This is a genomic window from Mycobacterium sp. 852002-51152_SCH6134967 (genome assembly GCF_001667105.1).
Classification (GTDB): Bacteria; Actinomycetota; Actinomycetes; order Mycobacteriales; family Mycobacteriaceae; genus Mycobacterium; species Mycobacterium neumannii_A.
The window spans coordinates 259,867-283,485 of sequence record NZ_LZIK01000063.1 but is presented as its reverse complement, the minus strand read 5'-3'; the positions used below and the strand labels follow the sequence as shown (position 1 = coordinate 283,485).

The following is a 23,619-nucleotide window of genomic DNA, read 5'->3' as shown; positions in this document are numbered from 1 at the left end:
GCTCCCTGCCACGCGCGACGAGTTACCGACCGGCGCCGCGTCTGGCCCGAACCGTCACCGGACAACCGGGCACTGCTACCGCCGCCAGCAAACCCCGACTACGCCCGTCGCCACCCAGAAGCGCTTCCGCTATCGTTCCGCAGATGTCCGACCCCGACTCGAAGACGCTCGACGAGCTTTTCAACCGCATCCTGCACACCGAGGACGACGCCTTGCGCGCCGCGCGCGAGTCCGGCAACGCCGCGGGCATGCCTCCCATTGAGGTGTCCGGCCAACACGGCAAGCTTCTCTATCTATTGGCGTCGCTGTCCTCGGCCACCCGCGTCCTGGAGATCGGCACCCTTGCTGGCTACAGCACCATCAACCTCGCCCGCGGCGTCGGGCCGGACGGCCACGTCGTCACCTTGGAATACGACCCCAAGCACGCCGACATCGCCAAGGAAAACTTCGCCCGCGCGGGCGTACAGGATCGCATCGAGATCATCGTCGGCGCAGCCCTCGACACACTGCCGATGCTGGCCGACCGCGGCGACGTCTTCGATCTGGCCTTCATCGACGCCGACAAGGAGAACAACGTCGCCTATGTCGAGTGGGCCATCAAACTCGGCAAGCCAGGCTCAATCATCGTGGTGGACAACATCGCTCGTTTCGGCCGCGTACTCGAGCCGGCAGCCGATGACGCCCAGGCCCGCGCCGTGCGCGAGATGCTCGAGATGATGGGCGACCATCCGCAACTGGAAACCGCCGCGATACAGACCGTCGGGCTCAAAGGCTGGGACGGCTTCGCCGTCGCCCGCATCGTCGAATAGTCATCTCGACCAGGGCGCCGTCGCGGCCGCCGCCGTCAGCGCGGCGACGATCCGCTTTTCGTGGGTCGCGAACCGTTCGGTCGGCGCGGGCACCGAGATGGCGACGACGTGTCCGCCGGCCGTACGCCCGGCCACGCCGGCGGCCGAAATCCCGACGGTGTGCTCGTCACGGTCGAACGCCACCTCGGTCGACCCGTTCAACAGCGCCGTCGCCGCCTTGCCGTTGGCCGTCGACTGAAGCGGAAAGCGCATGCCGACCGCCGACACCGCGCGCAGCCGATGCGCCGACTCCAGCTGGTCGATGAACAACATCTCGCTACCCCGCAGCACCGACAGATCGACTGTCTCCTCGGTGGTCGTCGCGACCTGCTCGAGCGTCGGGCGGAACAACGCTGCCAGTCCCGCCACGTCGGCGCTTCCAAGGCCGAGCAGCCGATCCCCGAGCGAGAACCGGCCCTGGTCGTCGACCGCCGCGAAGCCGACCTCCACCAATCCGACGAGCAGTCGGCGCGCCGTCGACTTGGCCAGGCCCAGCTGAGCGCCTAGATCCACCAGCCGCAGGCGGCCGGGCGCCGCCGCGATCTCGTCCAGGGCGGCTGCTGCGCGGCGCAGCACCTGAATGCCGTCTTCCCGCCCCGCATCGGTTCGTTCATTTGGGTCCGGACGAGTCACGCCCTCACTATATTGATTCGCATACCGGTTCACAAAGATTCGGTATATGGACCAAGGAGGTCCCCGATGCCAGTCCCATCTGGTCGCTCCTTCACCCGCTCCGACGACGGATACGAGACTGCCCGGTGCGCGACCGTCTGGAATGCGCGCACCCCGGCCCGCTATCCCGAAGTGGTGGTCCAAGCCGCAGACGTCGATGACGTCGTCGCCGCGCTGCGCTATGCGGCCGCACACGACCTCCAAGTCGGCGTCCGCTCGGGCGGTCACAGCTGGGCAGGTAATCACGTGCGCGACGGCGGCATGCTGCTCGACGTCAGTCGCCTGGACGACTGCACCATCGACGCCGAGCGCATGACCGCGGTCGTCGGGCCCGGAAAAGGCGGCAGCCTGCTGGCCGCGGACCTGGAGGCACAGAACCTGTTCTTCCCGGCCGGACATTGCAAGGGCGTGTGCGTCGGCGGATACCTGCTGCAGGGCGGATACGGCTGGAACAGCCGCATTCTCGGACCGGCTTGCGAAAGCGTCATCGGACTGGATGTGGTGACCGCCGACGGCGAGCGGATTCACTGCAGTCCGGACAGCCACCCCGAGATGTACTGGGCGGCACGAGGTTCAGGGCCGGGATTCTTCGGTGTGGTGACCGCGTTCCACCTCAAGGTGTATCCGCGCCCAGCCATCTGCGGCAGCAGCCTTTACGTGTATCCGATCGAGTTGGTTGACGAGATCTTCACGTGGGCCAGGGCGATCAGCGCCGACGTCGACCGACGGGTGGAGTTGCAGATCGTCGCGTCGAAAAGCGTGCCCGGCGCCGGAATCGAGCAGCCCGGGATCGTCATGGCGTCACCGGTGTTCGCGGATTCGGAGGACGAAGCGTTGCAAGCGTTGGCGCTGCTCGATACCTGCCCGGTGCGCGACCGGGCCGTCGTCGCGGTCCCATACGCGCCCGCCGACCTCGCGACTTGGTACGAGGGGGTGATGAGCAACTATCCGACCGGCTACCGCTACGCCGCCGACAACATGTGGACGTCGGCATCCGCGGACGACCTGCTGCCCGGGATCCGCCGCATCATCGACACTCTGCCCCCGCACCCGTCGCACTTCCTGTGGTTGAACTGGGGCCCTTCGCCGGCCCGCCAGGACATGGCGTACAGCCTCGAAGACGACATCTACCTCGCTATGTATACGGTTTGGCGCGACGCCGCCGACGACGAGCGCTACGCGGACTGGGCCTGCTCGAACATGGCGGCCATGGCGCATCTGGCCACCGGCATCCAACTCGCTGACGAGAACCTCGGACAGCGACCGGCCCGATTCGCCACCGACGACGCGATGGCCCGCCTCGACCGCGTGCGCGCGCAGTACGACCCCGACGGGCGCTTCCACAGCTGGATGGGCAGGGTGTGACATGAAGTCCTACCTCGGTTACCGCGACGATGACCTCGGCGTCGAGTTCGCGGCGTTCTACAACCCCGAGATGTCGCCTCTTCCACGACATGTCGTCGAGGCACTGGAGCACGGCCCTCAAGCCGAGCCGACACTTCCGGCGTTCGACGATCTCGTCGCGATGCGCGTCGACGGGTACCAGCAGACCGAGAACGGCTACGGCGTTCTGCGTGACGGCGGCATTCAGGCGTCGGTTCGCACCGACATGCCCGGGGTCACACCGGCCATGTGGGACTGGTGGTTCGGGTGGCACGGCCACGACTCACGCCGCTACAAACTGTGGCATCCCCGCGCGCACGTGTCCGCCCGGTGGGACGACGGCGGCGGCGAAGGCGGGTATGTCGGTCGGACATCTCTAGTGGAGGAGTACCTCGGCTCGTCCTTCACCCGGCCTGCGATTCGGTTCGTGCAGCCGTCCGAACTGGGGCTGGGCGACCTGAGCGACGGTGTGGCGATCTGCGCGCGGCTCGGATCGGGCGACATTCCTGTCGATGTCGGCTGGCTGGTGCACCAGGTCCGCGCGATGCCGGACGGCGCCGAGATGCGTTCGCGGTTCTGGATGGGAGGCAGGCATGTCGGCGTTCGCCGCGGTAATCGACTGACTGACAGGGTAATTCGTCCGGTTGCGGCGCGACAGCTTCCGGATCCACGCGACTTGATGGTGCACTGCGCGCAGGAGATGAACCACCTCGCCGGATTCCTGCCCGAACTTTTCGATCGATTCTCCAGGCACTGATCTTCTCGACGTGTTACCCAGTCTTATGTCGAAAACCTTGCCGGCAGCCGTCTTTGCCGCCGCAGCCATGGTCGTGGCGCCCGTCGCACACGCGGACCGCGCCGAACCGCCGCCGCTGTACGGGTTCTACGACGTCTTCATCGACTTCTCGAAGCAGACCTTCAACGGTCGGCCGACGCCGATGAATCCGATCAACGTGCCCGTCGAGTTGACGACTCGTTGCGACGTCCACGGGTGTGTGGCGCGCTGGAACAACGAGGACGACCATGCCCGCAACCCGGGCGCTCCGCAGTTCTATGAATACCGGTGGACCGGCGACCGTTGGTCGACAAGCGGTGAGTATCCCTACATGTGCGATCGCCACGACCCGAGCAGCGCCGTGAAAGCCACCCGCTCGGACTACCTGATGCCCAACCCGGACGGGAGCTTCTTCGGGGAGCGGACACTCCTCATCGAGGGGGCCGGGTGCCCGGGAGAGGGTCCGGGCACCCACTGGCTGCCTTTCTCCCTGACTCCCATCGATCCGCCGCCCACCTAGTCGTTTAGCGCGCGACCGACCGGGGCATCAGCCAGAGATGGACTTCGGATTCCGACGCGGGATGCCGACGGTGGAATTACTCAGCGACGCTGCTCCCGAAGCCGTGTGGGACGTCATCACCGACCTCGAGACGTGGCCGAAGTGGGGTCCGACCGTGTCGGGCGCCGAACTGGACGAGGGCGGCGCCATGCACCTCGGCTCACAAGGCAGGGTGTTCACGCCGGTCGGTGTGGCGCTGCCTTTCACCGTCACCGAATTCCGCCCCGGGCGCTGCTGGGCGTGGAAGGTCGCAGGCGTCGGCGCAACGCGCCATGAGGTGATTGCCGAAAACGGCGGATCCCGAATCGTGTTCGGGGTGCCGTGGTGGGCGACCGCGTACCTTCCTGTGTGTGCGATCGCCCTGCCGCGCATAGCCGGGCTGGCGTTCGCGCGCCGAACCCGCTGATTAGGCGACATCCGACGCTGCTCTGTGTTATCCAGAGCCCCTAGAGTTCTCAGTCCGCCGAGGGCTCCGGCCGAAGGAGCTCCGGTGAAGTCGAAAGCATTGTCCGTCGCCGTGGGCCTCGGCTGCAGCGCAGTGGCACTGGCACCTCTAGCCATCGCCGACCGCCCCGAGCCGGTACCGATCTACGGCTACTACAACGCTCTACTCGATCACGCGAGACAGACGTTCAACGGTGCACCGGCTTCGGCGGGTCCGGCCACCCAGCTCGGGCTGTTCACTACGCACTGCGACGTCGACGGCTGCCTCTCCCGCTGGTTGAGGGAGACGGAAATCTCCCAGGACCCCAACGCGCCAGCGCAATTCGAATACCGGTGGAACGGCGACCGGTGGGAGTCCGCCGGTGATTACCCCTTCTACTGCAATCCCGACGGAAGCGGCGGCACCGTGACGACGCAGCGTTCGGACTGGCTCAAGCCCAACGGCGACGGCAGCTTCTCCGGTGAGCGCACATTCACCGTGCCCGCACCGGGATGCCCGGGCCAGGGGCCCGGCACGTACTGGCTGCCCATCGCGCTGACGCCGACCGATCCGCCGCCGCCTCGATAGCCGTTCGATAGCGCGCTCGAGCAACCAGCGCTATCCGCAGACCGCGCCGACGGCTGCCGATCCGACCAGCTTGGTGTACTTGGCCAGCACGCCGGTGGTGTAGCGCGGTGGCAGCGGCTCGAAACCGGCCTTGCGGGAATCGAACTCGGTGGGATCGACGAGGATGTCGAGCGTCCCGTTGGCGACGTCGAGCCGAATGCGGTCACCGTCGCGGACGAACGCGATCGGCCCACCGTCGACGGCTTCCGGCGCGATATGGCCCACACACAGGCCCGTCGTGCCGCCGGAGAACCGTCCGTCGGTCATCAGCAGCACGTCCTTGCCCAGGCCCGCGCCCTTGATCGCGCCGGTGATCGCCAGCATCTCGCGCATCCCCGGCCCGCCCTTAGGGCCTTCGTACCGGATCACGACGACATCGCCGTGCGTGATCGTTCCGTCTTCCAACGCGTCTAATGCCGCCCGCTCGCGCTCGAAAACCCTTGCCGTGCCCTCGAACACGTCGGAGTCGAATCCCGCCGACTTCACCACCGCCCCCTCCGGCGCGAGCGAACCGTGGAGGATCGTGATGCCGCCGGTCGGGTGGATCGGGTTGTTCATCGCCCGCAGCACCTTGCCGTCCGGGTCCGGGGGAGCGATGTGCGCCAGGTTCTCGGCCATCGTCTGACCGGTCACCGTCAGGCAATCGCCGTGCAGCAGACCGGCATCGAGCAGCGCGCGCATCACGACGGGCACACCGCCGATCTCGTCGACGTGCTTCATCACGTGCCGGCCGAACGGCTTCACATCGGCCAGGTGCGGCACCTTCTGGCCGACCCGGGTGAAATCCTCCAGCGTCAGCTTGACGTTGGCCTCGCTGGCGATCGCCAGCAGGTGCAGCACCGCGTTGGTCGAACCGCCGAACGCCATCACCACCGCGATCGCGTTTTCGAACGCGTCCTTGGTCAGGATGTCGCGGGCGGTGATGCCGCGGCGCAGCATCTCGACGACGGCCTCACCGGAGCGGCGGGCGAAGTCGTCGCGGCGCTTGTCGATGGCCACCGGAGAGGCGCTGCCCGGCAACGACATTCCGAGAGCCTCGGCGGCTGAGGCCATGGTGTTGGCGGTGTACATGCCGCCGCAGGCGCCTTCACCCGGGCAGATGGCGCGCTCGATGATGTCGACGTCCTCACGCGACATCAGCCCGCGCGCGCATGCCCCGACCGCTTCGAAGGCGTCGATGATCGTGACTTCCTTCTCGGTCCCGTCGGTCAGCTTGGCCGTGCCCGGCATGATCGAGCCGTTGTAGAAGAACACCGACGCCAGATCCAACCTCGCCGCTGCCATCAGCATGCCGGGGATCGACTTGTCGCAACCGGCCAGCAGCACGGTGCCGTCGAGGCGCTCGGCCTGCACGACGGTCTCGACGCTGTCGGCGATCACCTCGCGCGACACCAGGGAGAAATGCATGCCCTCGTGGCCCATCGAGATTCCGTCAGACACCGAGATGGTGCCGAACTCCAGCGGGAAGCCGCCGGCGGCGTGCACGCCACCCTTGACCGACTGCGCGAGTCGCTGCAACGACATGTTGCACGGCGTGATCTCGTTCCACGAGGATCCGACGCCGATCTGGGGTTTGGCCCAGTCGTCGTCGCCCATGCCGACCGCGCGCAGCATCCCGCGGGCGGCGGCCTTCTCCAGGCCGTCGGTGACGTCGCGACTGCGGGGCTTTATATCGGGCTCCGCCTGATGGCGGGCTTCGGTGCCGGGAGTTTCTGAGGGCATCAAACAAGTATGCCTCCGGTGTTTTGCCCCGGCCAAACCGTTATCGATACCCCGGTGGGGTATCCGGTACTCTCGACTTCATGACGTCGCTGATCGCTCGCCTCACCGCCATCCTGATCGCCCTCGCCACCGCGATGTTGCTCACATCGTGCACCAGCAGCCCGGCCTCTGACGGACATACCGACCACGAGCATTCCGACGAACCGGTGATCAGCGGTCAACCGGCCGGCTATAACGCCGACGATGTCGCCTTCGCGACGAACATGATCCCGCATCACGAGCAGGCCGTGGAACTGTCGGCGCTGGTTCCGGACCGCTCCACGAATCCGGAGGTGAAGGCGTTGGCCGACCAGATCTCGAAGGCTCAGGAGCCCGAGATCCGCACCATGCAGGTGCTGCTCGTGCAGTGGCAGGAGAACCCCGACGCCGACACCGGGCAGGGCGGCCACGAGGGGCACGGCGCGATGCCGGGCATGGTCGACGACGCCACCATGGCCAAGCTCCAGACGCTCTCGGGCCCCGAGTTCGACACCCTGTGGCTGGAGTCGATGATTGCCCACCACCAGGGTGCGATCGAGATGGCCCGCGCGGAGCTCGCCAACGGCGAGAACGTCGACGCCAAGCGGTTGGCTCAGACCATCGTCGATACGCAGCAGGCCGAGATCGACCAGATGAATCAGATGTTGAGGGGCTGAAGATGACTGCGGCGCAAGGATATTCGCAACAGAAGGAAAACTACGCCAAAAGGTTGCGTCGGATCGAGGGTCAGGTTCGCGGCATCGCGAAGATGATCGAGGACGACAAGTATTGCATCGACGTGCTCACCCAGATCAGCGCCGTCAACAGCGCGCTGCAGTCGGTCGCGCTCGGCCTGCTCGACGAGCATCTCGGGCACTGCGTGGCCCAGGCGGTCGCCGAAGGCGGTGACCAGGCCGACACGAAGCTGGCCGAGGCCTCTGCGGCCATCGCGCGGCTGGTGCGCTCCTAGCCGCCCAGGGCCTCGTCGATCCGCCTGACCTTGGCCGTCAGCTGATCGGTGTGGCCGGGGCGGATGTCGGCCTTGAGCACCAGGCTCACCCGGGGTGCGGCCGCGGCCACTGCGTCGACGGCCCGCTTCACGACGTCCATCACCTCGTCCCACTCGCCCTCGATGTTCGTGAACATCGCGTTGGTCTCGTTCGGAAGCCCCGACTCGCGAACCACCTTGACCGCTTCGGCGACCGCGTCGCCCACGCTGTCGTCGCCACCCGTCGGGCTCACGCTGAAAGCCACAATCATGCGACCAGCCTGCCACCGGCAGGCCCGATCAAGTCATGCCTGTTGTCCGCGGGCCGATCGATCCGGTAGCTGGTGTTAACAGTGAGCGCCCATGACCGATGAACAATGCAGGTCACGAGTGTGGATTGAGCGTTTGCCCAAGATGGAGGGGCCCGCCGATGGCCGGGGACGCCCGGGGCGTTATGCCACACTGGTTGGAGTTCTGCGATTGGGAGGTTGTGTATGCGCAGGGTAAAGCGCAGTCGGCTGCTCACTGCGATAGCGGCGGCGAGCGTCGTAGGGGGGATGCTCGCGAGCCCGTCAGCGCTCGCTCAGCCGGGTGTTCCGCCGCCACCACCGCCGGCGCCGGTCGATCCGGCTGTCGCCGCGGCACCGCCACCCGCGCCGGTATTTCCGCCGCCGCCGCCCCCACCGGCGGACCCCTTCGCCGCACCAGCGCCACCGGCGCCACCGGCCCCGGCTGCCGAGGCTCCGCCGCCTCCGCCGCCGTCGAACCCGTTCTTCGCCCCGCCCGATCCGCTGGCTCAGCAGCAGCCGATTCCGGAGGGCACCCCGGCCGGACAGAATCCGACGCCGTATGTCGGCGCACCGGTGTTCGCGCCGCCGTCCTTCAACCCGACCAACGGTTCGATCGTCGGCGCCGCCAAGCCGATCTACATCAACTTCCAGCGGCCGATCGCCAACCGCAAGATGGCCGAGGACGCGATTCACATCTCGTCGGTGCCGCCCGTTCCCGGCCGGTTCTACTGGACCAGTGACACCCAGGTTCGGTGGCGTCCACAGGACTTCTGGCCCGCGGGCACGAAGGTCAACATCGACGCGTCGGGCACCAAGTCCAGCTTCACCGTGCCCGAGCAGCTCGTCGCGACCATCGACAACGACTCGCTGCAGATGCAGATCCACCGCAACGGGGAACTGGAGAAGACGTTCCCGGTGTCGATGGGCAAGAAGGGCCACGACACCAAGAACGGCACCTATTACGTGCTCGAGAAGTTCGCCGACATCGTGATGGACTCGTCGACGTACGGCGTGCCCGTGGACTCACCCGAGGGCTACAAGCTCAAGGTGAAGGACGCGGTGCGCATCGACAACAGCGGTGTCTTCGTGCACAGCGCCCCATGGTCGGTCGGTTCACAGGGCGAGAGCAACGTCAGCCACGGCTGTATCAACCTGAGCCCGGCCAACGCGAAGTGGTTCTTCGACAACTTCGGCAGCGGTGACGCCGTGGTGATCAAGAACTCGACCGGTATCTACAACCAGCCCGACGGCGCGTCCGACTGGCAGATGTTCTAAGGCGGTTTGGGTGTAGTTGGTCGCGGTGAGCGCGACCAACTACACCGAAATCCCTAGTTCCAGATGTGTACTCGCTGTTCGGGTTCCAGGTAGAGCTTGTCGTCCTCGGTGACGTCGAACGCCTCGTAGAACGCATCCATATTGCGGATGACGCCGTTGCAGCGGAACTCCGGCGGTGAGTGCGGGTCGATCGCGAGACGCCGGATCGCTTCGGCGTCACGAGATTTCGTCCGCCAGACCTGAGCCCAGCCGAAGAACACCCGCTGCTCCCCGGTCAACCCGTCGAGGACCGGCGCGGGCTCACCCTTCAGCGACAGCCGGTAGGCCAGCAGCGCGATCGACAGCCCGCCGAGGTCGCCGATGTTCTCGCCGACGGTGAACGCGCCGTTCACGTGGTGCCCGTTGCTCAACTGGCGGGGCACGTACTCGTCGTACTGCTCGATCAACTTCTTTGTGCGCGCGCCGAACTCGGTGCGGTCCTCGTCGGTCCACCAGTCGACCAGGTTGCCGTCACCGTCGTACTTGGCGCCCTGATCGTCGAATCCGTGCCCGATCTCGTGGCCGATGACCGCACCGATGCCACCGTAGTTGGCGGCGTCGTCGGCGTCGGCGTCGAAGAAGGGCGGCTGCAAAATCGCTGCGGGGAAGACGATCTCGTTCATGCCGGGGTTGTAGTAGGCGTTTACGGTCTGTGGCGTCATGAACCACTCGTCGCGGTCGACGGGCCCGCCGAGCTTGCGTAGCTCCCGCTCATACTCGAACGCGTAGCCGCGACGGTAATTGCCGTAGAGGTCGTCGCGCTCGATCACCAGGCCCGAATAGTCCCGCCACTTCTTCGGATATCCGATCTTCGGCGTGAACTTGTCGAGCTTGGCCAGCGCCTTCTCCCGCGTCTGCGGCGTCATCCAATCCAGCGAGTTGATGCTCACGCGGTAGGCCTCGCGGACGTTGTCCACGAGCTCGTCCATCCGCTCCTTGGCGTGCGGCGGGAAATGCCGCTCGACGTAGAGCTTTCCGACCGCGTCGCCCAGCAGGCCTTCCACCACCGACACAGCGCGCTTCCACCGGTCGCGGATCTGCTCGGTGCCCGAGAGCCTGCGGCCGTAGAACGCGAAGTCCTCGGCGACGAGGTCGTCGGTCAGCAGGAAGGCGCGGGCATGGATGACACGCCAGCGCAGCCAGCTTTTCCAGTTTTCCAGGTCCCCGCCGGACCACTCGGCGGCGAACGCGGTGAGGTAGTCGGGCTGTCGCACAACGACTTCGTCCGGCCAGCTGCGGTCCCCGAAAACGTCGGTGCCCAGTCCGGACACCCAGCCGGACCAGTCAAAGCCCGGCGCTTCGGCCGGCAGGTCGGCGAAGGCGCGCAGGTTGTAGGTGAGGTCGGCGTCCCGCCGCTTGACGACGTCCCAATGCGCGGCGGCCAGCTTGGTCTCCAACGCCACGATCCGTGCGGCGGTTTCGGCGTGATCGCCTGCGCCGTACACCAACTCGAACATCACCGTGATGTGCTGCGGATATGCGGCGAGGATTTCGGCGTGCTGTTCGTCGCGGTAGTACGACTCGTCGGGCAGGCCCAGGCCCGACTGGGTCAGGTGCAGCAGGTAGCGGGTCGAGTCCTTGGAGTCGGTATCGACGTAGACGCCGGTTCCGCCGCCGATTCCGGTGCGCTGCAACGCGCCGAGCACGCGCGCCAGCGCCTCGGGGGAGTCGGCAGCGTCGATCGCCGCCAATTCCTCGAGCAGCGGTTGCACACCCCGCGCGGCGACGGCCTGCTCGTCCATGAAGCTGGCGTACAGATCGCCGATGCGCTGCTGGTCGGTGCCCGTCTCCGCGTTCGACGCCGCCGCCTCGGTGATCAAATCACGCACGTGTTCCTCGGCGCGGTCGTACAGCAAGCGGAACGCACCGTCGGTGGCTCGGTCGCCGGGCATCTCGTACTCGGTCAGCCAGCGGCCGTTCACGTGGCCGAACAGATCGTCTTGGGGGCGGGCGTCGGCGTCGACGTAGCTGAGGTCGATGCCGGATCTGATTGCTTCTACCGTCACCCCACCAGGGTGCCAGAACGCGCGGCCGGCTCCCCTGGCCGCTGCGGCACCGCCAGACCCGCCAGCGCTTCGGCGATGCGGTCGAAGGCGTTCTCCCCGCGGATCTCGCGGCTCAACCGGCGCGCCGCGGCGCGGTAGGCGCCGGTGCCGAGGACCGCGTCGAGCGCGCCGACGATCTCGGCGCGGCCGGGCCGTGAGGTGCCCAGGTTGATGCCGGCCCGCGCGTAGCCCACGCGGGCGGCGACCTCCGGTTTGTCGGCCGAACCGCCCGCGACGATCAGCGGGATGCCGTGCGAGAGCGCCTGATGCACGCCACCGTATCCCCCGTTGGTGATCATCACGTCGACGTGCGGCAGGAGTTCGGCATAGGGCAGGAAGTCGGTGATCCGCGCGTTGGCGGGCACGGGGCAGGGAAGCGTCGTGCGCCCGTCGCGCCCGGTCGTCGCCACCACCAGCAGATCTTCGCGGTCGGCGAGCGCCTCGACCGTGGGCACGACGAGCGCGTCGAGGTCGTCGTTGTCCCACGTGCCCTGGCTGACATGGACGACCGTGCGCGATTCGCCGGCCGGATCCCACGGCAGTCCCCGCTTCTGAGCGGCGGGTTTCGGTATCACCGGGCCGGTGTAGGAGACGTTCGCGGGCAGATCGCTGCGGGGATACTCCAGCGACGGCACCGTGAACTGCAGAAGCCGGTCGGCGAGCACAGGCCAGTCCGTCAGGAACACCGGAGACGGCGGAGCGCCGACGGCGGCGAGCGCGGCGTTCAAGTCGGCACGGACGTCGCCGAACAGCACCCGGTGCGTCACCCAGGTCATCGGTTCGTAGTTGGTGTTCGAACGCGGCGCCCACGCGGTCCCGAACGGTGGAGCGTCTGCGCTCGACAGGGTCAACGGGCCGACCCCGCACACGAGAATCCACGGCCGCGGCCGGTGGCCGGTCAACAGCGGCAGGGCGCCGGTGAAGGCGACATCGCACAGCACCGCGTCGAAGTCGTCGCGCTGAAGCGTCTTACGCAACGACCAATACTGCGCAGCCAGTGGCTCGATGAACACCGAGCGCATCTCGGCGCGCCCTCGATACCAGCGGTCGAGCAACCCGGGTAGACCACACAAGCCGCTGTCATCTCGCTTCGGCCGAGCCGCATCGGGCAGCTCCAGCACCCCCAGCCCCCGCTCGAGGACCGCACCTTCGTATTCGGCGCCCGTCAGCACGGTCACGCGGTGACCGCGCTCTCGCAGGTCGGCGCCGACGTGCAGCAGTGGCATGACATGCCCGGGGATCGGGCTGGCGGCAATCAGATAGTGGGCCACGCATCCCTTTCACTTCACCGGTCGCAAGCCTGCATACCCGTCTTCTCGAATCTCCAGCACCCGGCGGGTGTGACATTGACCGCTCACCGGCGTCCGGCCCACAGACCGGTACCCTCACGCGCATGCCCGAGGACGAGCCCACCGCAGTCGAGGACGGTTCCGTCTTCACCAAGTACGGCATCGCATCGGCGGTACTGGGACTGGTCGCGGTGGTGGCGGTCGCGCTGGCCGCCCTGATCTGGACCCAGCACCACGACCACACTGACGAGTTGCGTTACCGCGCCCGCGTCATGCAGACCGCGGTCGACTGGACCAACGTGCTGATCAACATGAACAAGGACACCGTGCAGGCCGACATGGTCCGGCTGCACGAAGGCACCGTCGGCCAACTGAACGCGGACTTCGACGCGGCCGTCGAGCCGTACCGCAGGCTCGTGCAGACCCTGCAGTCGCGCACCAGCGGGCAGATCGACTCGGTTGCCGTCGAGTCGATCTATCACCCGCCGCCCGGCCCGGACGGGGCGCCGCCGCGCCGACCCCAACCCGAGATCTCGGAGTTCGCGTCGCGCACCGACACCGTCATGGTGGTGGCGACATCGGTCAGCGAGAACGTGGGCGGGGAAGAGCCCAGGACGGTGCGCTGGAATCTGCGGCTCGACGTCTCCGATGTGGACGGCACGCTGATGGTCTCGCGCTTGGAGCCGATCCGATGAGGAACGTCTTGCGGGTCGCCGCGTTCGACGTGGCGCCTCCGCTGGCCGCGATCGCGGCGCTGGTGTACATCGGCATCGCGCTGGCGTGGCCGCTGTGGTGGGTTTCGGTCTGCTCGGTGCTGTGCTTGTTGATCGTCCAAGGCGTGGTGGTCAACGTGGTGCTGGCGCGCCGCGACGCGGTGACGGTCGGCACCGACGACGATGGTCCTGGCCTGCGGCTGGCAGTGGTCGCTGTCGCGACGGCGGCGGTGGTGGCCGCGGTGCTCGTCGGCTATCTGAAGTGGACGGTGCCCGATCGCGCGCTGCGCAACGACAGCACCGAGGTCGTCGGCATCGCCAGCAGTGTGGCCGAAGCGTCGGCGACGTTCACCCCGCAGAGTCCGACGGCGTCGATCGACCGGGCGGCGGCCATGATGTCTCCGGAACGCGCTGATGCATTCAAGAATGAGTTCGCCACGGTGGCAAAGGATTTGGCGAACCGCAATGTGTCGGCCCAGGCCAGTACCGTCTCGGCGGGCGTCGAGGCGATCGGCCCGAACGCCGCCAGCGTCGCGGTGATATTGCACGCCACGCAGAGTTCGCCGGGGAAACCGGCGGACACCGCGGTGCTGGCGCTGCGGGTCACGTTGTCCAAGACCGACGGCCGGTGGTTGGTCGACAACGTGTCGCCGATCCACGTGCGGTGAAGGGGCTAGCGGAGCAGCCGGGCGTGGTCGACCTTGATGCAGCGGTCCATCACGACCTGTAATCCGGCCGCCTCGCCGTCACGGGCCACCTGCTCGTCCCACAGGCCGAGTTGCAGCCACAGCACCTTGGCCCCGACGGCGATGGTGTCCTGCAGCACCTCTGGCAGGTGTTCACGCCTGCGGAACACGTCGACGAGGTCGGGCACGACCGGCAGATCGGCCAGCGACGGGTAGACCGGGGTGCCCTCGATGTCGCTGACGGTCGGATTGACCAGAAACAGGTCGTAGTCGGTGGTCGCCTTGAGGTAGGTCCAGATCTCGTGGCTGGCTCGGTCGGGGTTCGGCGACGCGCCGACGATCGCCACCGTGCGGGTCTCCCGCAGAATCTGTTCGAGGTCCATTCCCGGCGTATACCCAACGGGTCCGTCAACCGTTGGGTCGGCTCGAACGCATCCGGGCGAACCGCTCGGACAGCCGCTTCATCCGCACCATCAACGCCGCCGACGGGCTCGTCTGGCCGCTGAGGAAGGACGCGAACTCATCGGGGGGCACGCCGATCCGCGATGCGAACTCCTGATGTCCCAGCCCGGAGTGCTCCAACAGTGCCTGGATGTGACGGGCCACCTCCGCGCGCTCGTTGGCCTCCAGATGTTCGCGCGTGCGGGTGAGCACCTCGGCCAACGCCTTGGACACGCCGTATGGCCGCGCGGTCTCGAGGACTTCCTCGACCTGACGCGCGGTACGGCCGAACGGGTCCCGCTTGATCGCCGCGACGATGCGTTGCCAGACGGCGAGGTCATCGGTCTCCAGGGCCGCGCGGATGGCCGCGGTCGGCCAGAATTCGACCGGGCGCTCGTCGACGGACTGCGTCGCGGGCGGCCTCGTGCTCTGCTCCGCGGAGACAGCCTCTCGGCGGCGGGTATCCCGGATGTCGGGAGTCACCGTCACCTCGCCTCCTCCAGCATCGCGACCGCCACCGAAAGGCAGCGCTCTCGAACTTTTGCCCACTCGGCCTCCGCCTCCGGACCGGACATCCGGGTGTCGTGCTCGTCCGAAGGCGCAGGGTCGGCCAGTCGGCGCACCAGCTGAGTCGCCACCCACTGCTTTCTTGACTGTGAACCAGAGTAGTACCGGTCCATTGTGCTCAACACTTCCGCCGCCGTGCGCGCGTCCATGCACTCGACCAGATCGGCGAATTCCGCGTAGTCGCGTGTGGTGTTGCGGCACATGATGAGGTAACCCTTCAGCCGCAGCGTCTCCGCGCCCGTCGGGATCTGCAGCCGGTCGCCGGTCGGCAGTTGGACGTTGGTGGTTTCCATCGGGCTGCGCCGCTCCATCGTGGCGTGCTCGCACTCCGATGCGGTCTCCAGCGCGTCCAGGGCCACCGCCAACCGGCCCCGCCACATCGTCACCGGATGCACCGGGGGCGGGGCGGTGGCCAACGCGGTACCTCCGCCGCCGCTGCGGTGCCCGGCGTTGAGCCGACCGATGCTGCGCATCTTCGTGGTCGGCGCGTCCGGGCTGCAGCCGCTGAACGCCAGCGGATCGGCGACCGTGACAGCTTGCGGTACAAGGGTTTTCAACTTCGCCGCCGACTTGACGACGGTGCGTAGCTCGGAGCCCTTCGGTCCCAGCGACGAGAGGTCGTCGGGGATGATGATCAGATCGGGGGTGTCCACCTTGGGCAGGGGCTTCTCGAAATCCACCGACGGCAGGATGCGGGCCAGCCAGTGCGGCAGCCACCAGTTCCACTCGTCGAACATGGCCATCAGAGCCGGTACCAGGACCAGCCGAACGACCGTCGCGTCCACCGCGATCGCCACCGCGCAGGCCACCCCCAGCTGAGCGACCAGCGGCATGCCCGCGAACGCGAACCCGATGAACACCGCGATCATGATGAGCGCGGCGCTGGTGATGGTCCGAGCGCTGGTGCTCACGCCGTAGGCCACCGCGTCGCGCGTGTTGCGGGTCAGCAGGAAGCGCTCACGGATGCGGGTGAGCAGGAAGATCTCGTAATCCATGGACAGGCCGAACGTCATCGCCAGGACCAGCGGCGGGATCGTGCTGTCCAGCGACGAAATCCGGTCGAAACCCAGGTCTTCGAGCCAGCCCCACTGGAACACCGCCACCAGGCTGCCGTAGGCGGCGGCCACCGACAGCACGGTCATCAGGACGCCCTTGAGCGCCAGGACCACCGAGCGGATCGCGATGAGCAGCATCAGGAATGCGATCAACGCCACGAAGAGGAACACGAGGGGCTGAGTGACGGAGACCCGGTCGTCGAAATCCTTGATCAGCGCGGTCGGACCGCCGACGTCGATCCGCACATTCTCGGTGCCGGGCGTCGACGGCAACTCCGCGCGCATCCAGTCGATCGTCTCGCGCGCGCCCATGTCCTCGGGGTCGACCGACAGCACCGCCGACAGCAGCGCGTGCCGGTAGTCCTCGCCGAACGACGGCGGGCTCACCGACACCACGTTCGGGCCCTGCGCCATGCGCTGGCGAATCGCGTCGAGCAGCGGTTCCTTGGCGGGTGCCGAAGCGGCGTTGCCGTCGGGGAAGGCCACCAGCACCCGGACCGGGCCCAGGGCTCCGGGGCCGAGTGCCTCGGCCGCGGCGTTGACGCCGCCGCGGATCTCGTGGGTCGGCTCGAACTGACGCTGCATGCTATTGCCGAGCATCATCGAGAACGCGGGCGCGGCCAGCGCGATCAGCAGCGCGGCGGCGGCCATCGCCGACAGCCACGGCCTGCGCATCACCCAACCGGTCCACCGCGTCCAGAACCGTGACTGGGTGGCTTCGGGGCGTCTCGACCAATGCAGGTACGACGAGCGTCGCGCAGCAGACCGGCCGAATGTCGCGAGCACTGCCGGCGTCAGCGTCGTGGAGGTGAGCACGGCCACCGCGACCGCGAGGATGGCGCCGGTGGCCATCGAGACCAGCACGGGCGTCTGGATGAGGTAGATGCCGGTGACCGACGCGATGACCGTCAGCCCGGAGAGCGTCACCGCAAGCCCCGATGTGGCCATCGCGGCGTCGACTGCCTGATCCGGCTCGCGCCCGGCGCGCAGCTCCTCCCGGTAACGCATGAGGATGAACAGCGAGTAGTCGATCGCCAGCGCGATGCCGAACATCGACACCGTCGACGTCACGAACACCGACATCGTGGTGAACATCGACAGCAGGTAGACGAGCCCCATCGTCACCGCGACGGTGCAGACGCCGAGCACCAGCGGCACGGCCGCGGCGGCCAGCGACCCGAACACCGCGAGCAGGACGATCAGGACGATCGGCAGGTTCCACCGCTCCGCCTGGGCGATGTCGTGTTTGGTGGCCTGTGTCGCGGCCGCGCCCAGAGCGCCCTGGCCGATGACGTACAGCTTGACCCTGCCGTTCTCGATCTCGCCGGGGTCCTCGCCGTCGATCCCGACCTTCTGACGCAATTGTTTGGCGACGTCGACCGCGCCGGTGTTGTCGAAGTCCAGCTGCAGCGTGATGACGTAGGGCCGATCGGGCTGCGGCGGGGGCTGTTGCGGGTTCGGAGCGATCTTCACGCTGGGCACCTCGGCGGCCAGGCGTTCCAGGTGTGCGACGGCGGCGTTCATGTCCTCGTACGAGGCATCTGCGCGCGGTGCGGCGACCAGCGCCAGCGGTGAGGCGCCCTGGTCGGGGAAGTGCTCTTCGAGTTCGCGCTGCACGCGCAGCGACTGGGATCCTTCGACCTCGAAGCCGCCACCGGTGAGGTGGCTCGACTGGTTGAGCGCCAGCCAGATCGACGGGACGAGCAAGAGCACCCATACGGCGAAAACCGCCCAGCGATATCTGCGCAGTTTGCTACTCAAGCGCAACATGAATTGCTGGATTGGATCCCCCGCTTTCTCCCCGGCGTTTCGTAGCCGAAGCGTACAACAACCTGCGGTAAGGTGCCGGTCGCTTCGGCCTGCTCCCATACTGCCTGAGCGATCCGCAGCAACGCCTCACGATGTCCCAATTCGTTCTCGCGACCAAGCCGAACGGCGTTACGCCACCCGTGCGCATCGAGGCCGTTGGCCCCGCTGGATTGGCGGGGGTGAGGCGACCGGTGGCAGGATGTGGCTCGGCCGTTTTCGGCGTCGGGGACTGATTGCCGTCCATCGCGAGAGCATTTGCGGACCTGTCGAGATCGTCTGCGAATCGTTAGGAGTTGTCATGAAAACGACCACCGGGCTGATGCGTCGCCGCGCCGTTGGCATCGTCGCTGCCTCCGTCGCGGGCGGGGCCGTGTCGGCCGCGCTGGTTTTGCCGGCCCTGTCGTCTGCTCCGTCGGCGACCGCCGCCAAGGACCCGTGCGCGGCCAGCGAGGTCGCCAGGACGATCGGCGACGTCGCCACCTCGACCGGTGACTACCTCGACGCGCATCCGCAGACCAACCAGGCGTTGACGACGATCTCCAAACAGCAGGCCGGGCCGCAGTCGCTGGGCGCGCTGAAGGCGTACTTCGACGCCAACCCCGAGGTCGCCGAGGACTTGCAGCAGCTGCAGCAGCCGCTGGCCAGCCTGTCGGGTAAGTGCAAACTTCCGCTCACGCTGCCCCAGGTGATGGGGCTGATGCAGGCCGCGCAGCAGCAAGGCGCAGGTCTTCCGGCGGGTTTGCCGGCGGGGGCGCCGACCGCGAAGACGCCGCCGCTGACCGCGCCGGGGGCCACGGCCCAACCGCATGGGGCGTCACCGGTTTCGCAGGGCAACTCGCACGCACCGTCGTCGGCCATCGCGGGCCTGCCCTGACCCGAAACGACGCATAGCCACCCGCCGCGGGCACTTTCAGCTGCGGATTTCGAGTTTTCGGCGACTCGTTGACCGCAAGGCAAGAAAGTCTGCGGACATTCTGCTTAGCTTTTCTTCGTTGGTCCCAGTTGGTAGACGTCGCTAACCACCATGGTTACGGCCACCCCACTTCCGATGAAGGAGCTCACCCATGTTTCTCTCGGCCCGTTCTGCGCGTCGTGCGGTTGCTGGCGCGGTCGGCACCGGCGCGATCGCCGGTGCGATGTTCCTCGGTGCGACGCCGCTCGCTGCCGCGGAGCCGCCCAACTGCACCGCGGCCGATCTCGCCGGTGTGGCCTCCGGCGTCTCGGCGTCGACGTCGGCGTACCTGTTCACCCATCCGGACGTCAACTGGTTCTTCACCAGCCTCGAGGGCCTGCCGCGCGAAGAGGTCCGGGGCAAGGTGCAGGAGTACTTGAACGCCAATCCTCAGATCAAGGCCGACCTGACGGGGATCCGCCAGCCGCTGGTCGACATCAAGAACCGCTGCGGCGACACCAACGGTGACGGTCTCGCCGACAGCTAGGCCGGCGTCCGCCTGACCCCCGGGCCGTCCTCGGCCGTTTCTCCCGCGGCCGGGGCCCGGGGTCTGCGCGCGACCAGGGCGGTGTCAGCGGCGAATCATGACGTGAATGGCCGCGCGCCAGCCGAGTAACAGCACGGCGGTCGAGATCGAGGCCACCACAATGAAACTCGGCGCCACACCGGCAGACGTCAGCTTACGCAGCAGCATGCCCACCACGATGGTGCCCACCCATACCGCAAGACCCGTCGGGATCAGCGAATACGGCCGTCGCCACCCCAGCGACAGCACCCAGCCGGCGAGGGCGCCCGAGACGAACGGCCACGCGGTCTCGGCGATGCCGACGAGATTCAGACCCTCGTCGTGGCTGCGCCGTCCGATCGCGGCGAACACGATCAGGCAGGCGACGTCGGTGGCCAGCGCCGTCAGGGCGGTCCGGGTCTGTTCGGAGCTATCGATCGGCATAGGTCATCACGTCCAGTTCCAATGGCATGGCGTTCTTTTCGTCACGAGCGGTGAAGCCGGGCTGAAGCTTCGCGGCTTCACCCTCAAAAAGGGGTCCGTTGACGTCGTCATCGTCGACCATTCGCGCATCGACCCGGAAGTCGTCGAACACGAACGGCAATCCGTTGGAGCCCAACGGGTCCGGTGAGCTCATGACGTGGAAGTGCAGGTGTGGCGCCGTGGAATTGCCGGTGTTGCCGACCTCTCCGAGTACCTGTCCCGCAGTCAGTCGGTCACCGGGTTTGACCGCGACGGTCCCGGTCTTGATATGCGCGTACAGCGCGTAGTTCCCGTCGCCGAGGTCTTGTACGACGTGGTTGCCGGCGTACTGGTTCAGCGGTAGTCCGGTCGGGTTGCGGCCGGGCACCTGCTCGGGCAGGCCGTCGAGCACCGAGACCACCCGCCCGTCACGGACTGCGTGGATGTCGGCGCCGAAGAAGGCGAAGCTCTCGGGCTTCGACGGGTCGCCGGTGATCAGGCGTCCGTCGGGGTCGAGCTGGACGTAGTCGATCGCGAATCGTTCTGCGGCCCATAGGCGGCCGTTGATCGGGTTGAGCGCCGTGCGGTGGGCGCTGGTGCCGCAGCATCCGCCTGCGTCGACCCAACCGGCTCCTCTCAACGGGGGCCGGAGGACGACGGGTTCGCGGGGTTGAACTTCGACAGGGGCGATGTCGACGGTCTGGTCGGCGGGAAACAGTGGATCCTGCGGGTCGGGATTCGACAGCGCGACGGCGTGTGTCAACCGACTCGGCGTCTGCACGTCCTCGTCGAGCGCGACGTCGAACCAGACCACCGCCGTCTGTGCGGGACCGATTGCCGTTGTGGGGCTTGGTGTTCCGATGATCCGGGTCCATTGCGCCAATTGGTCGCCTTCGAGGTCGAGCAGGGCGACATCGCGGTCCAGCACGGTGATCGACTTCAGGGTCACCGGGTGCGGCAGCGTGTTGGTCAGGCTGACCTCGTAGACCAGATGTTTCCTGCCGTCGGTGGCGAGTACCGGCACGGGCTGGCTGATGGCGTCGCCGACGATCGGGGTGGCCACCGACGGGGCGGGACCTCGCAGCGGTCCCGGCGCCGTCGATGCCGTCGTGGTCTGGGGCGACGATTCGGCGGGCGACGTCGCGGCGGGAGGGTCGGTGCCCTGCGAACAAGCGGCGATCAGCGCCGCGACGCCGAGAGCGGCTACTGCCGGTCGCATGCGTCGGGGTCGACGTCGGTGTCGGTGCGGAACATGAAGAAGAACACCACCCATCCGATCGCGGCGATGAAGATCCAGCTGATGAGCCGGTAGATCAGCATCGCCGAGATCGCTGAGGCCAGTGTCATTCCGCTCGACACCAGGCCAGGCACCAGCACCGCCTCGACCACCAGCAACCCGCCGGGCATGAGGGGGATCGAGCCGACCGCGCGGGCGGCGACGTAGGCCACGATGACCCCGAGTAACGACGGGCGCCCGCCGGCCGCGTAACAGGCGAACAGCAGCGTGCCCACGCCGGTGATCAGGGTGAACATCGACCAGGTGGACGCGACGCCGAGCTGGCGCCTGCTCAGCTTGACCGACTCGAGCTGAGCCAGGGTCTCACGCCATTTGGTCAGCCCGTTGTGGGCGGGTTTGGCGCGCACGTAGTTCACCCACGACAGCACCCGCACCCCGATGCCGTCGAGCAGATCGGGTCGCGAGGCCACCGCCTGCGCCAGCACGATCAGCATGATGAACCCGGCCAGCGTGAAGATCAGCGAGAACGGGTTGTGCTTGGCGCCGAGAAAGAACGCGCTGCCCAACCCCAGCAACGCCAGGCTGATCACCTGCAGCGCGCCCGACATCACCAGCTGCCAGGAGGCGATCACCGGCGTTGCGCCCCAGAGCCGCTGCTGGCGGTAGATGAACGTCGCCGACAAAACCGGTCCGCCGGGAAGCGTCGTGCTCAGGGAGTTGCCCGCATAGAACGCGGCCTGCGAACGCCATTGGCGCACAGGCACTCCCGCGGATCGCAACAGCTTGCGCTGGATGTCGCCGAAGAAGTGCATCGACGCCAGCGCGGTACCCACCGCCACCAGCACCCACCACCACTGTGCGGTATAGAGGCTGTGCCACGCCTTGGCGAGCTGATCCCACACCAATCCGAGTTCGACGCTGAGCACGACGACCGCCACGGCGAGGACGGCCCACCGCAGCCACCAGTACTTGCCGCGGAGGGTGCGCCCTTGGCTGTGGGCTGCACTCGCAGGCGCGTCGTGTGCCACGGAGTAAGGGTAAGGCGTGGTGCTGCGGTTTCGAGAGATCCGTCGCTGCAAGTGGCAGGCCGTTACGCTATCGGGATGCCTGGGGCCCCATCTGTTGATGACGAGTCCGTCTCACCTCTCGTTCGCAAAGGGGCAGCCTGGTCGTGGCGGCTGCTCGTCATCCTCGCCGCCGTCGTCGCCCTGCTGTGGGTGTTCAAGCGGCTGGAGATCATCGTCGTACCGGTCGCGCTGGCGACGATCCTGGCGGCCCTGCTGATGCCGGCGGTGGACTTCCTCGACCGGCGTGGGGCGCCCCGGGCCGGGGCGGTGGCGCTGATGTTGCTCAGCGGGTTCGCCGTGGTCGGCGGGATCATGTCGTTCGTCGTCACCCAGTTCATCGAGGGCGCTCCCGAGCTGACCCAGCAGGTCAGCCGCAGCATCGACGGTATGCGCAACTGGTTGATCGACGGCCCGCTACATCTGAGCCGGGATCAGATCGACAACGCGGGCAACGCCGCGATCGAGGCCCTTCAGAACAACCAGGAACGGGTGACGACGGGCGCGCTGTCAACGGCGGGCACGGTCACCGAGATCGTGACCGGTGCCGTGCTGGTGTTGTTCACGCTGATCTTCCTGCTGCAGGGCGGCCGCAACATCTTCGCGTTCGTCACCCAGATCTTCCCGGTCCACGTCCGTGACCGGGTGCGTGAGGCGGGCAAGGCCGGTTTCCATTCGTTGATCGGATACGTGCGTGCCACCTTCCTGGTCGCGCTCGTCGACGCCGTCGGCATCGGCACTGGCCTGGCGATCATGGGTGTGCCGCTGGCGTTGCCGCTGGCCTCGCTGGTGTTCCTCGGCGCGTTCATCCCGCTGGTCGGCGCCGTGATCGCCGGTGCGCTCGCGGTGGTCGTCGCGCTGATCGCCAAAGGTTTCATCTACGCGCTGATCACGCTCGGTTTGGTCATCGCGGTACAGCAGCTGGAAGGCCACGTACTGCAGCCGTTGGTGATGGGCCGCGCCGTGTCCATTCATCCGCTCGCGATCGTGTTGGTGATCGCGGGCGGCGGTGTGCTGGCCGGAATCGTGGGCGCGCTTCTGGCGGTGCCGGTGTTGGCGTTCCTCAACAGCGCCGTGCGGGTGCTGACGGCGCGGGATCCCGACGCCGAGACGGAAGCCCTCGAAGCCGACGAGGGTCCGTTGGTCAAGGCCGAAAGCGACGACGTCGACTGAA

At 67.4% G+C, this 23,619-nt stretch carries 25 protein-coding genes; 14 read left to right on the top strand and 11 right to left on the bottom strand.

The window, feature by feature from the left end; all coding sequences use genetic code 11:
• Positions 1-143: 143 nt before the first annotated feature.
• Positions 144-809, top strand: coding sequence for an O-methyltransferase (locus A5790_RS20210; protein WP_066848237.1), 666 nt, complete (start codon positions 144-146; stop codon positions 807-809).
• Here the strand turns inward: A5790_RS20210 and A5790_RS20205 are convergent, their stop codons facing one another.
• Entirely contained in the window at positions 810-1,481 is a 672-nt protein-coding gene (locus tag A5790_RS20205; protein WP_066848233.1) for an IclR family transcriptional regulator, read from the bottom strand.
• Between the two features lie 66 nt (positions 1,482-1,547).
• On the opposite strand from A5790_RS20205, the gene A5790_RS20200 reads away from it, so the two are divergent.
• The 5 genes from A5790_RS20200 to A5790_RS20180 all read left to right on the top strand — a co-directional run bounded on the left by A5790_RS20200 (position 1,548) and on the right by A5790_RS20180 (position 5,249).
• Positions 1,548-2,885, top strand: coding sequence for an FAD-binding oxidoreductase (locus A5790_RS20200; RefSeq protein ID WP_066848224.1), 1,338 nt, complete (start codon positions 1,548-1,550; stop codon positions 2,883-2,885).
• Position 2,886: 1 nt separating this feature from the next.
• Positions 2,887-3,660, top strand: coding sequence for a DAPG hydrolase family protein (locus A5790_RS20195; protein WP_066848222.1), 774 nt, complete (start codon positions 2,887-2,889; stop codon positions 3,658-3,660).
• A gap of 25 nt (positions 3,661-3,685) precedes the next feature.
• Positions 3,686-4,198 carry a hypothetical protein gene (locus tag A5790_RS20190; RefSeq protein WP_066848220.1) on the top strand — a complete coding sequence of 171 codons (513 nt, stop codon included), beginning with the start codon at positions 3,686-3,688 and terminating at the stop codon, positions 4,196-4,198.
• Positions 4,199-4,235: 37 nt separating this feature from the next.
• Positions 4,236-4,643, top strand: a complete 408-nt coding sequence (locus A5790_RS20185) for an SRPBCC family protein (RefSeq protein WP_066848218.1) — start codon at positions 4,236-4,238, stop codon at positions 4,641-4,643.
• 132 nt (positions 4,644-4,775) lie between these two features.
• Complete coding sequence (locus A5790_RS20180) at positions 4,776-5,249, top strand: hypothetical protein (protein ID WP_066848396.1); 474 nt, start codon at positions 4,776-4,778, stop codon at positions 5,247-5,249.
• A gap of 30 nt (positions 5,250-5,279) precedes the next feature.
• Here the strand turns inward: A5790_RS20180 and ilvD are convergent, their stop codons facing one another.
• Positions 5,280-7,010, bottom strand: a complete 1,731-nt coding sequence (gene ilvD / locus A5790_RS20175) for a dihydroxy-acid dehydratase (RefSeq protein WP_066848216.1) — start codon at positions 7,008-7,010, stop codon at positions 5,280-5,282.
• A gap of 80 nt (positions 7,011-7,090) precedes the next feature.
• On the opposite strand from ilvD, the gene A5790_RS20170 reads away from it, so the two are divergent.
• A complete protein-coding gene (locus A5790_RS20170; protein WP_066848214.1) occupies positions 7,091-7,705 on the top strand; it encodes a DUF305 domain-containing protein in 615 nt (204 codons plus the stop codon).
• A 2-nt stretch (positions 7,706-7,707) separates the two neighbouring features.
• The gene (locus A5790_RS20165) at positions 7,708-7,998 is read left to right on the top strand and encodes a metal-sensitive transcriptional regulator (protein WP_066848212.1); all 291 of its coding nucleotides are present in this window, start codon (positions 7,708-7,710) and stop codon (positions 7,996-7,998) included.
• Here A5790_RS20165 and A5790_RS20160 read toward each other — a convergent pair.
• A complete protein-coding gene (locus A5790_RS20160) occupies positions 7,995-8,288 on the bottom strand; it encodes an MTH1187 family thiamine-binding protein (protein WP_066848210.1) in 294 nt (97 codons plus the stop codon). The two genes, A5790_RS20165 and A5790_RS20160, sit on opposite strands and share 4 nt — an antisense overlap.
• A 222-nt stretch (positions 8,289-8,510) precedes the next feature.
• Here A5790_RS20160 and A5790_RS20155 point away from each other — a divergent pair, with 222 nt between their 5' ends.
• Entirely contained in the window at positions 8,511-9,581 is a 1,071-nt protein-coding gene (locus tag A5790_RS20155) for a L,D-transpeptidase (protein WP_066848199.1), read from the top strand.
• Between the two features lie 53 nt (positions 9,582-9,634).
• Here the strand turns inward: A5790_RS20155 and A5790_RS20150 are convergent, their stop codons facing one another.
• Positions 9,635-11,626, bottom strand: coding sequence for a M13 family metallopeptidase (locus A5790_RS20150; RefSeq protein WP_066848197.1), 1,992 nt, complete (start codon positions 11,624-11,626; stop codon positions 9,635-9,637).
• Positions 11,623-12,936 (bottom strand): glycosyltransferase, encoded by a 1,314-nt coding sequence (locus A5790_RS20145; protein ID WP_156656463.1) that lies wholly within the window; start codon positions 12,934-12,936, stop codon positions 11,623-11,625. Before A5790_RS20145 ends, A5790_RS20150 begins: the two co-directional genes overlap by 4 nt.
• Before the next feature lie 122 nt (positions 12,937-13,058).
• Between A5790_RS20145 and A5790_RS20140 the strand changes: the two genes are divergently transcribed.
• A complete protein-coding gene (locus tag A5790_RS20140) occupies positions 13,059-13,649 on the top strand; it encodes a hypothetical protein (protein WP_066848195.1) in 591 nt (196 codons plus the stop codon).
• The gene (locus A5790_RS20135) at positions 13,646-14,335 is read left to right on the top strand and encodes a hypothetical protein (RefSeq protein WP_066848193.1); all 690 of its coding nucleotides are present in this window, start codon (positions 13,646-13,648) and stop codon (positions 14,333-14,335) included. Before A5790_RS20140 ends, A5790_RS20135 begins: the two co-directional genes overlap by 4 nt.
• Before the next feature lie 5 nt (positions 14,336-14,340).
• Here A5790_RS20135 and A5790_RS20130 read toward each other — a convergent pair whose 3' ends face one another.
• From A5790_RS20130 to A5790_RS20120, 3 genes are read right to left on the bottom strand one after another with little or no spacing between them, the layout of a single operon-like run.
• Positions 14,341-14,736: a CoA-binding protein gene (locus A5790_RS20130; RefSeq protein ID WP_066848191.1), complete on the bottom strand. Its 396-nt coding sequence runs from the start codon at positions 14,734-14,736 to the stop codon at positions 14,341-14,343.
• A gap of 25 nt (positions 14,737-14,761) precedes the next feature.
• A complete protein-coding gene (locus tag A5790_RS20125) occupies positions 14,762-15,283 on the bottom strand; it encodes a hypothetical protein (RefSeq protein WP_066848182.1) in 522 nt (173 codons plus the stop codon).
• On the bottom strand, positions 15,280-18,186 hold the full coding sequence (locus A5790_RS20120; RefSeq protein ID WP_066848179.1) for an MMPL family transporter: 2,907 nt from the start codon (positions 18,184-18,186) through the stop codon (positions 15,280-15,282). Before A5790_RS20120 ends, A5790_RS20125 begins: the two co-directional genes overlap by 4 nt.
• Positions 18,187-18,523: 337 nt before the next feature.
• Here A5790_RS20120 and A5790_RS20115 point away from each other — a divergent pair, with 337 nt between their 5' ends.
• Both A5790_RS20115 and A5790_RS20110 read left to right on the top strand, forming a co-directional pair.
• Entirely contained in the window at positions 18,524-19,099 is a 576-nt protein-coding gene (locus A5790_RS20115; RefSeq protein ID WP_082961805.1) for a hemophore, read from the top strand.
• 190 nt (positions 19,100-19,289) lie between these two features.
• A complete protein-coding gene (locus A5790_RS20110; protein ID WP_066848178.1) occupies positions 19,290-19,664 on the top strand; it encodes a heme-binding protein in 375 nt (124 codons plus the stop codon).
• Positions 19,665-19,748: 84 nt separating this feature from the next.
• Here the strand turns inward: A5790_RS20110 and A5790_RS20105 are convergent, their stop codons facing one another.
• Genes A5790_RS20105 through A5790_RS20095 form a run of 3 tightly spaced genes read right to left on the bottom strand, consistent with a single transcriptional unit; the run spans position 19,749 to position 22,409 of the window.
• Positions 19,749-20,126, bottom strand: coding sequence for a DUF3054 domain-containing protein (locus tag A5790_RS20105; protein WP_066848176.1), 378 nt, complete (start codon positions 20,124-20,126; stop codon positions 19,749-19,751).
• Complete coding sequence (locus tag A5790_RS20100; protein ID WP_082961804.1) at positions 20,113-21,363, bottom strand: M23 family metallopeptidase; 1,251 nt, start codon at positions 21,361-21,363, stop codon at positions 20,113-20,115. Before A5790_RS20100 ends, A5790_RS20105 begins: the two co-directional genes overlap by 14 nt.
• The gene (locus A5790_RS20095) at positions 21,348-22,409 is read right to left on the bottom strand and encodes a TIGR00374 family protein (protein WP_066848174.1); all 1,062 of its coding nucleotides are present in this window, start codon (positions 22,407-22,409) and stop codon (positions 21,348-21,350) included. The genes A5790_RS20100 and A5790_RS20095 overlap by 16 nt, the downstream gene beginning before the upstream one ends.
• A gap of 75 nt (positions 22,410-22,484) precedes the next feature.
• Between A5790_RS20095 and A5790_RS20090 the strand changes: the two genes are divergently transcribed.
• Positions 22,485-23,618: an AI-2E family transporter gene (locus tag A5790_RS20090; RefSeq protein ID WP_066848169.1), complete on the top strand. Its 1,134-nt coding sequence runs from the start codon at positions 22,485-22,487 to the stop codon at positions 23,616-23,618.
• Position 23,619: the final 1 nt, after the last annotated feature.

What these genes read in the sequence shown, in the direction of transcription:
- A5790_RS20210 (WP_066848237.1), top strand. Translation starts at nt 144, where the DNA reads ATGTCCGACCCCGACTCGAAGACGCTCGACGAGCTTTTCAACCGCATC.
- A5790_RS20200 (WP_066848224.1), top strand. Translation starts at nt 1,548, where the DNA reads ATGCCAGTCCCATCTGGTCGCTCCTTCACCCGCTCCGACGACGGATAC.
- A5790_RS20195 (WP_066848222.1), top strand. Translation starts at nt 2,887, where the DNA reads ATGAAGTCCTACCTCGGTTACCGCGACGATGACCTCGGCGTCGAGTTC.
- A5790_RS20190 (WP_066848220.1), top strand. Translation starts at nt 3,686, where the DNA reads ATGTCGAAAACCTTGCCGGCAGCCGTCTTTGCCGCCGCAGCCATGGTC.
- A5790_RS20185 (WP_066848218.1), top strand. Translation starts at nt 4,236, where the DNA reads ATGGACTTCGGATTCCGACGCGGGATGCCGACGGTGGAATTACTCAGC.
- ilvD (WP_066848216.1), bottom strand. Translation starts at nt 7,010, where the DNA reads ATGCCCTCAGAAACTCCCGGCACCGAAGCCCGCCATCAGGCGGAGCCC.
- A5790_RS20170 (WP_066848214.1), top strand. Translation starts at nt 7,091, where the DNA reads ATGACGTCGCTGATCGCTCGCCTCACCGCCATCCTGATCGCCCTCGCC.
- A5790_RS20165 (WP_066848212.1), top strand. Translation starts at nt 7,708, where the DNA reads ATGACTGCGGCGCAAGGATATTCGCAACAGAAGGAAAACTACGCCAAA.
- A5790_RS20160 (WP_066848210.1), bottom strand. Translation starts at nt 8,288, where the DNA reads ATGATTGTGGCTTTCAGCGTGAGCCCGACGGGTGGCGACGACAGCGTG.
- A5790_RS20155 (WP_066848199.1), top strand. Translation starts at nt 8,511, where the DNA reads ATGCGCAGGGTAAAGCGCAGTCGGCTGCTCACTGCGATAGCGGCGGCG.
- A5790_RS20140 (WP_066848195.1), top strand. Translation starts at nt 13,059, where the DNA reads ATGCCCGAGGACGAGCCCACCGCAGTCGAGGACGGTTCCGTCTTCACC.
- A5790_RS20135 (WP_066848193.1), top strand. Translation starts at nt 13,646, where the DNA reads ATGAGGAACGTCTTGCGGGTCGCCGCGTTCGACGTGGCGCCTCCGCTG.
- A5790_RS20130 (WP_066848191.1), bottom strand. Translation starts at nt 14,736, where the DNA reads ATGGACCTCGAACAGATTCTGCGGGAGACCCGCACGGTGGCGATCGTC.
- A5790_RS20120 (WP_066848179.1), bottom strand. Translation starts at nt 18,186, where the DNA reads ATGTTGCGCTTGAGTAGCAAACTGCGCAGATATCGCTGGGCGGTTTTC.
- A5790_RS20115 (WP_082961805.1), top strand. Translation starts at nt 18,524, where the DNA reads ATGAAAACGACCACCGGGCTGATGCGTCGCCGCGCCGTTGGCATCGTC.
- A5790_RS20110 (WP_066848178.1), top strand. Translation starts at nt 19,290, where the DNA reads ATGTTTCTCTCGGCCCGTTCTGCGCGTCGTGCGGTTGCTGGCGCGGTC.
- A5790_RS20105 (WP_066848176.1), bottom strand. Translation starts at nt 20,126, where the DNA reads ATGCCGATCGATAGCTCCGAACAGACCCGGACCGCCCTGACGGCGCTG.
- A5790_RS20100 (WP_082961804.1), bottom strand. Translation starts at nt 21,363, where the DNA reads ATGCGACCGGCAGTAGCCGCTCTCGGCGTCGCGGCGCTGATCGCCGCT.
- A5790_RS20090 (WP_066848169.1), top strand. Translation starts at nt 22,485, where the DNA reads ATGCCTGGGGCCCCATCTGTTGATGACGAGTCCGTCTCACCTCTCGTT.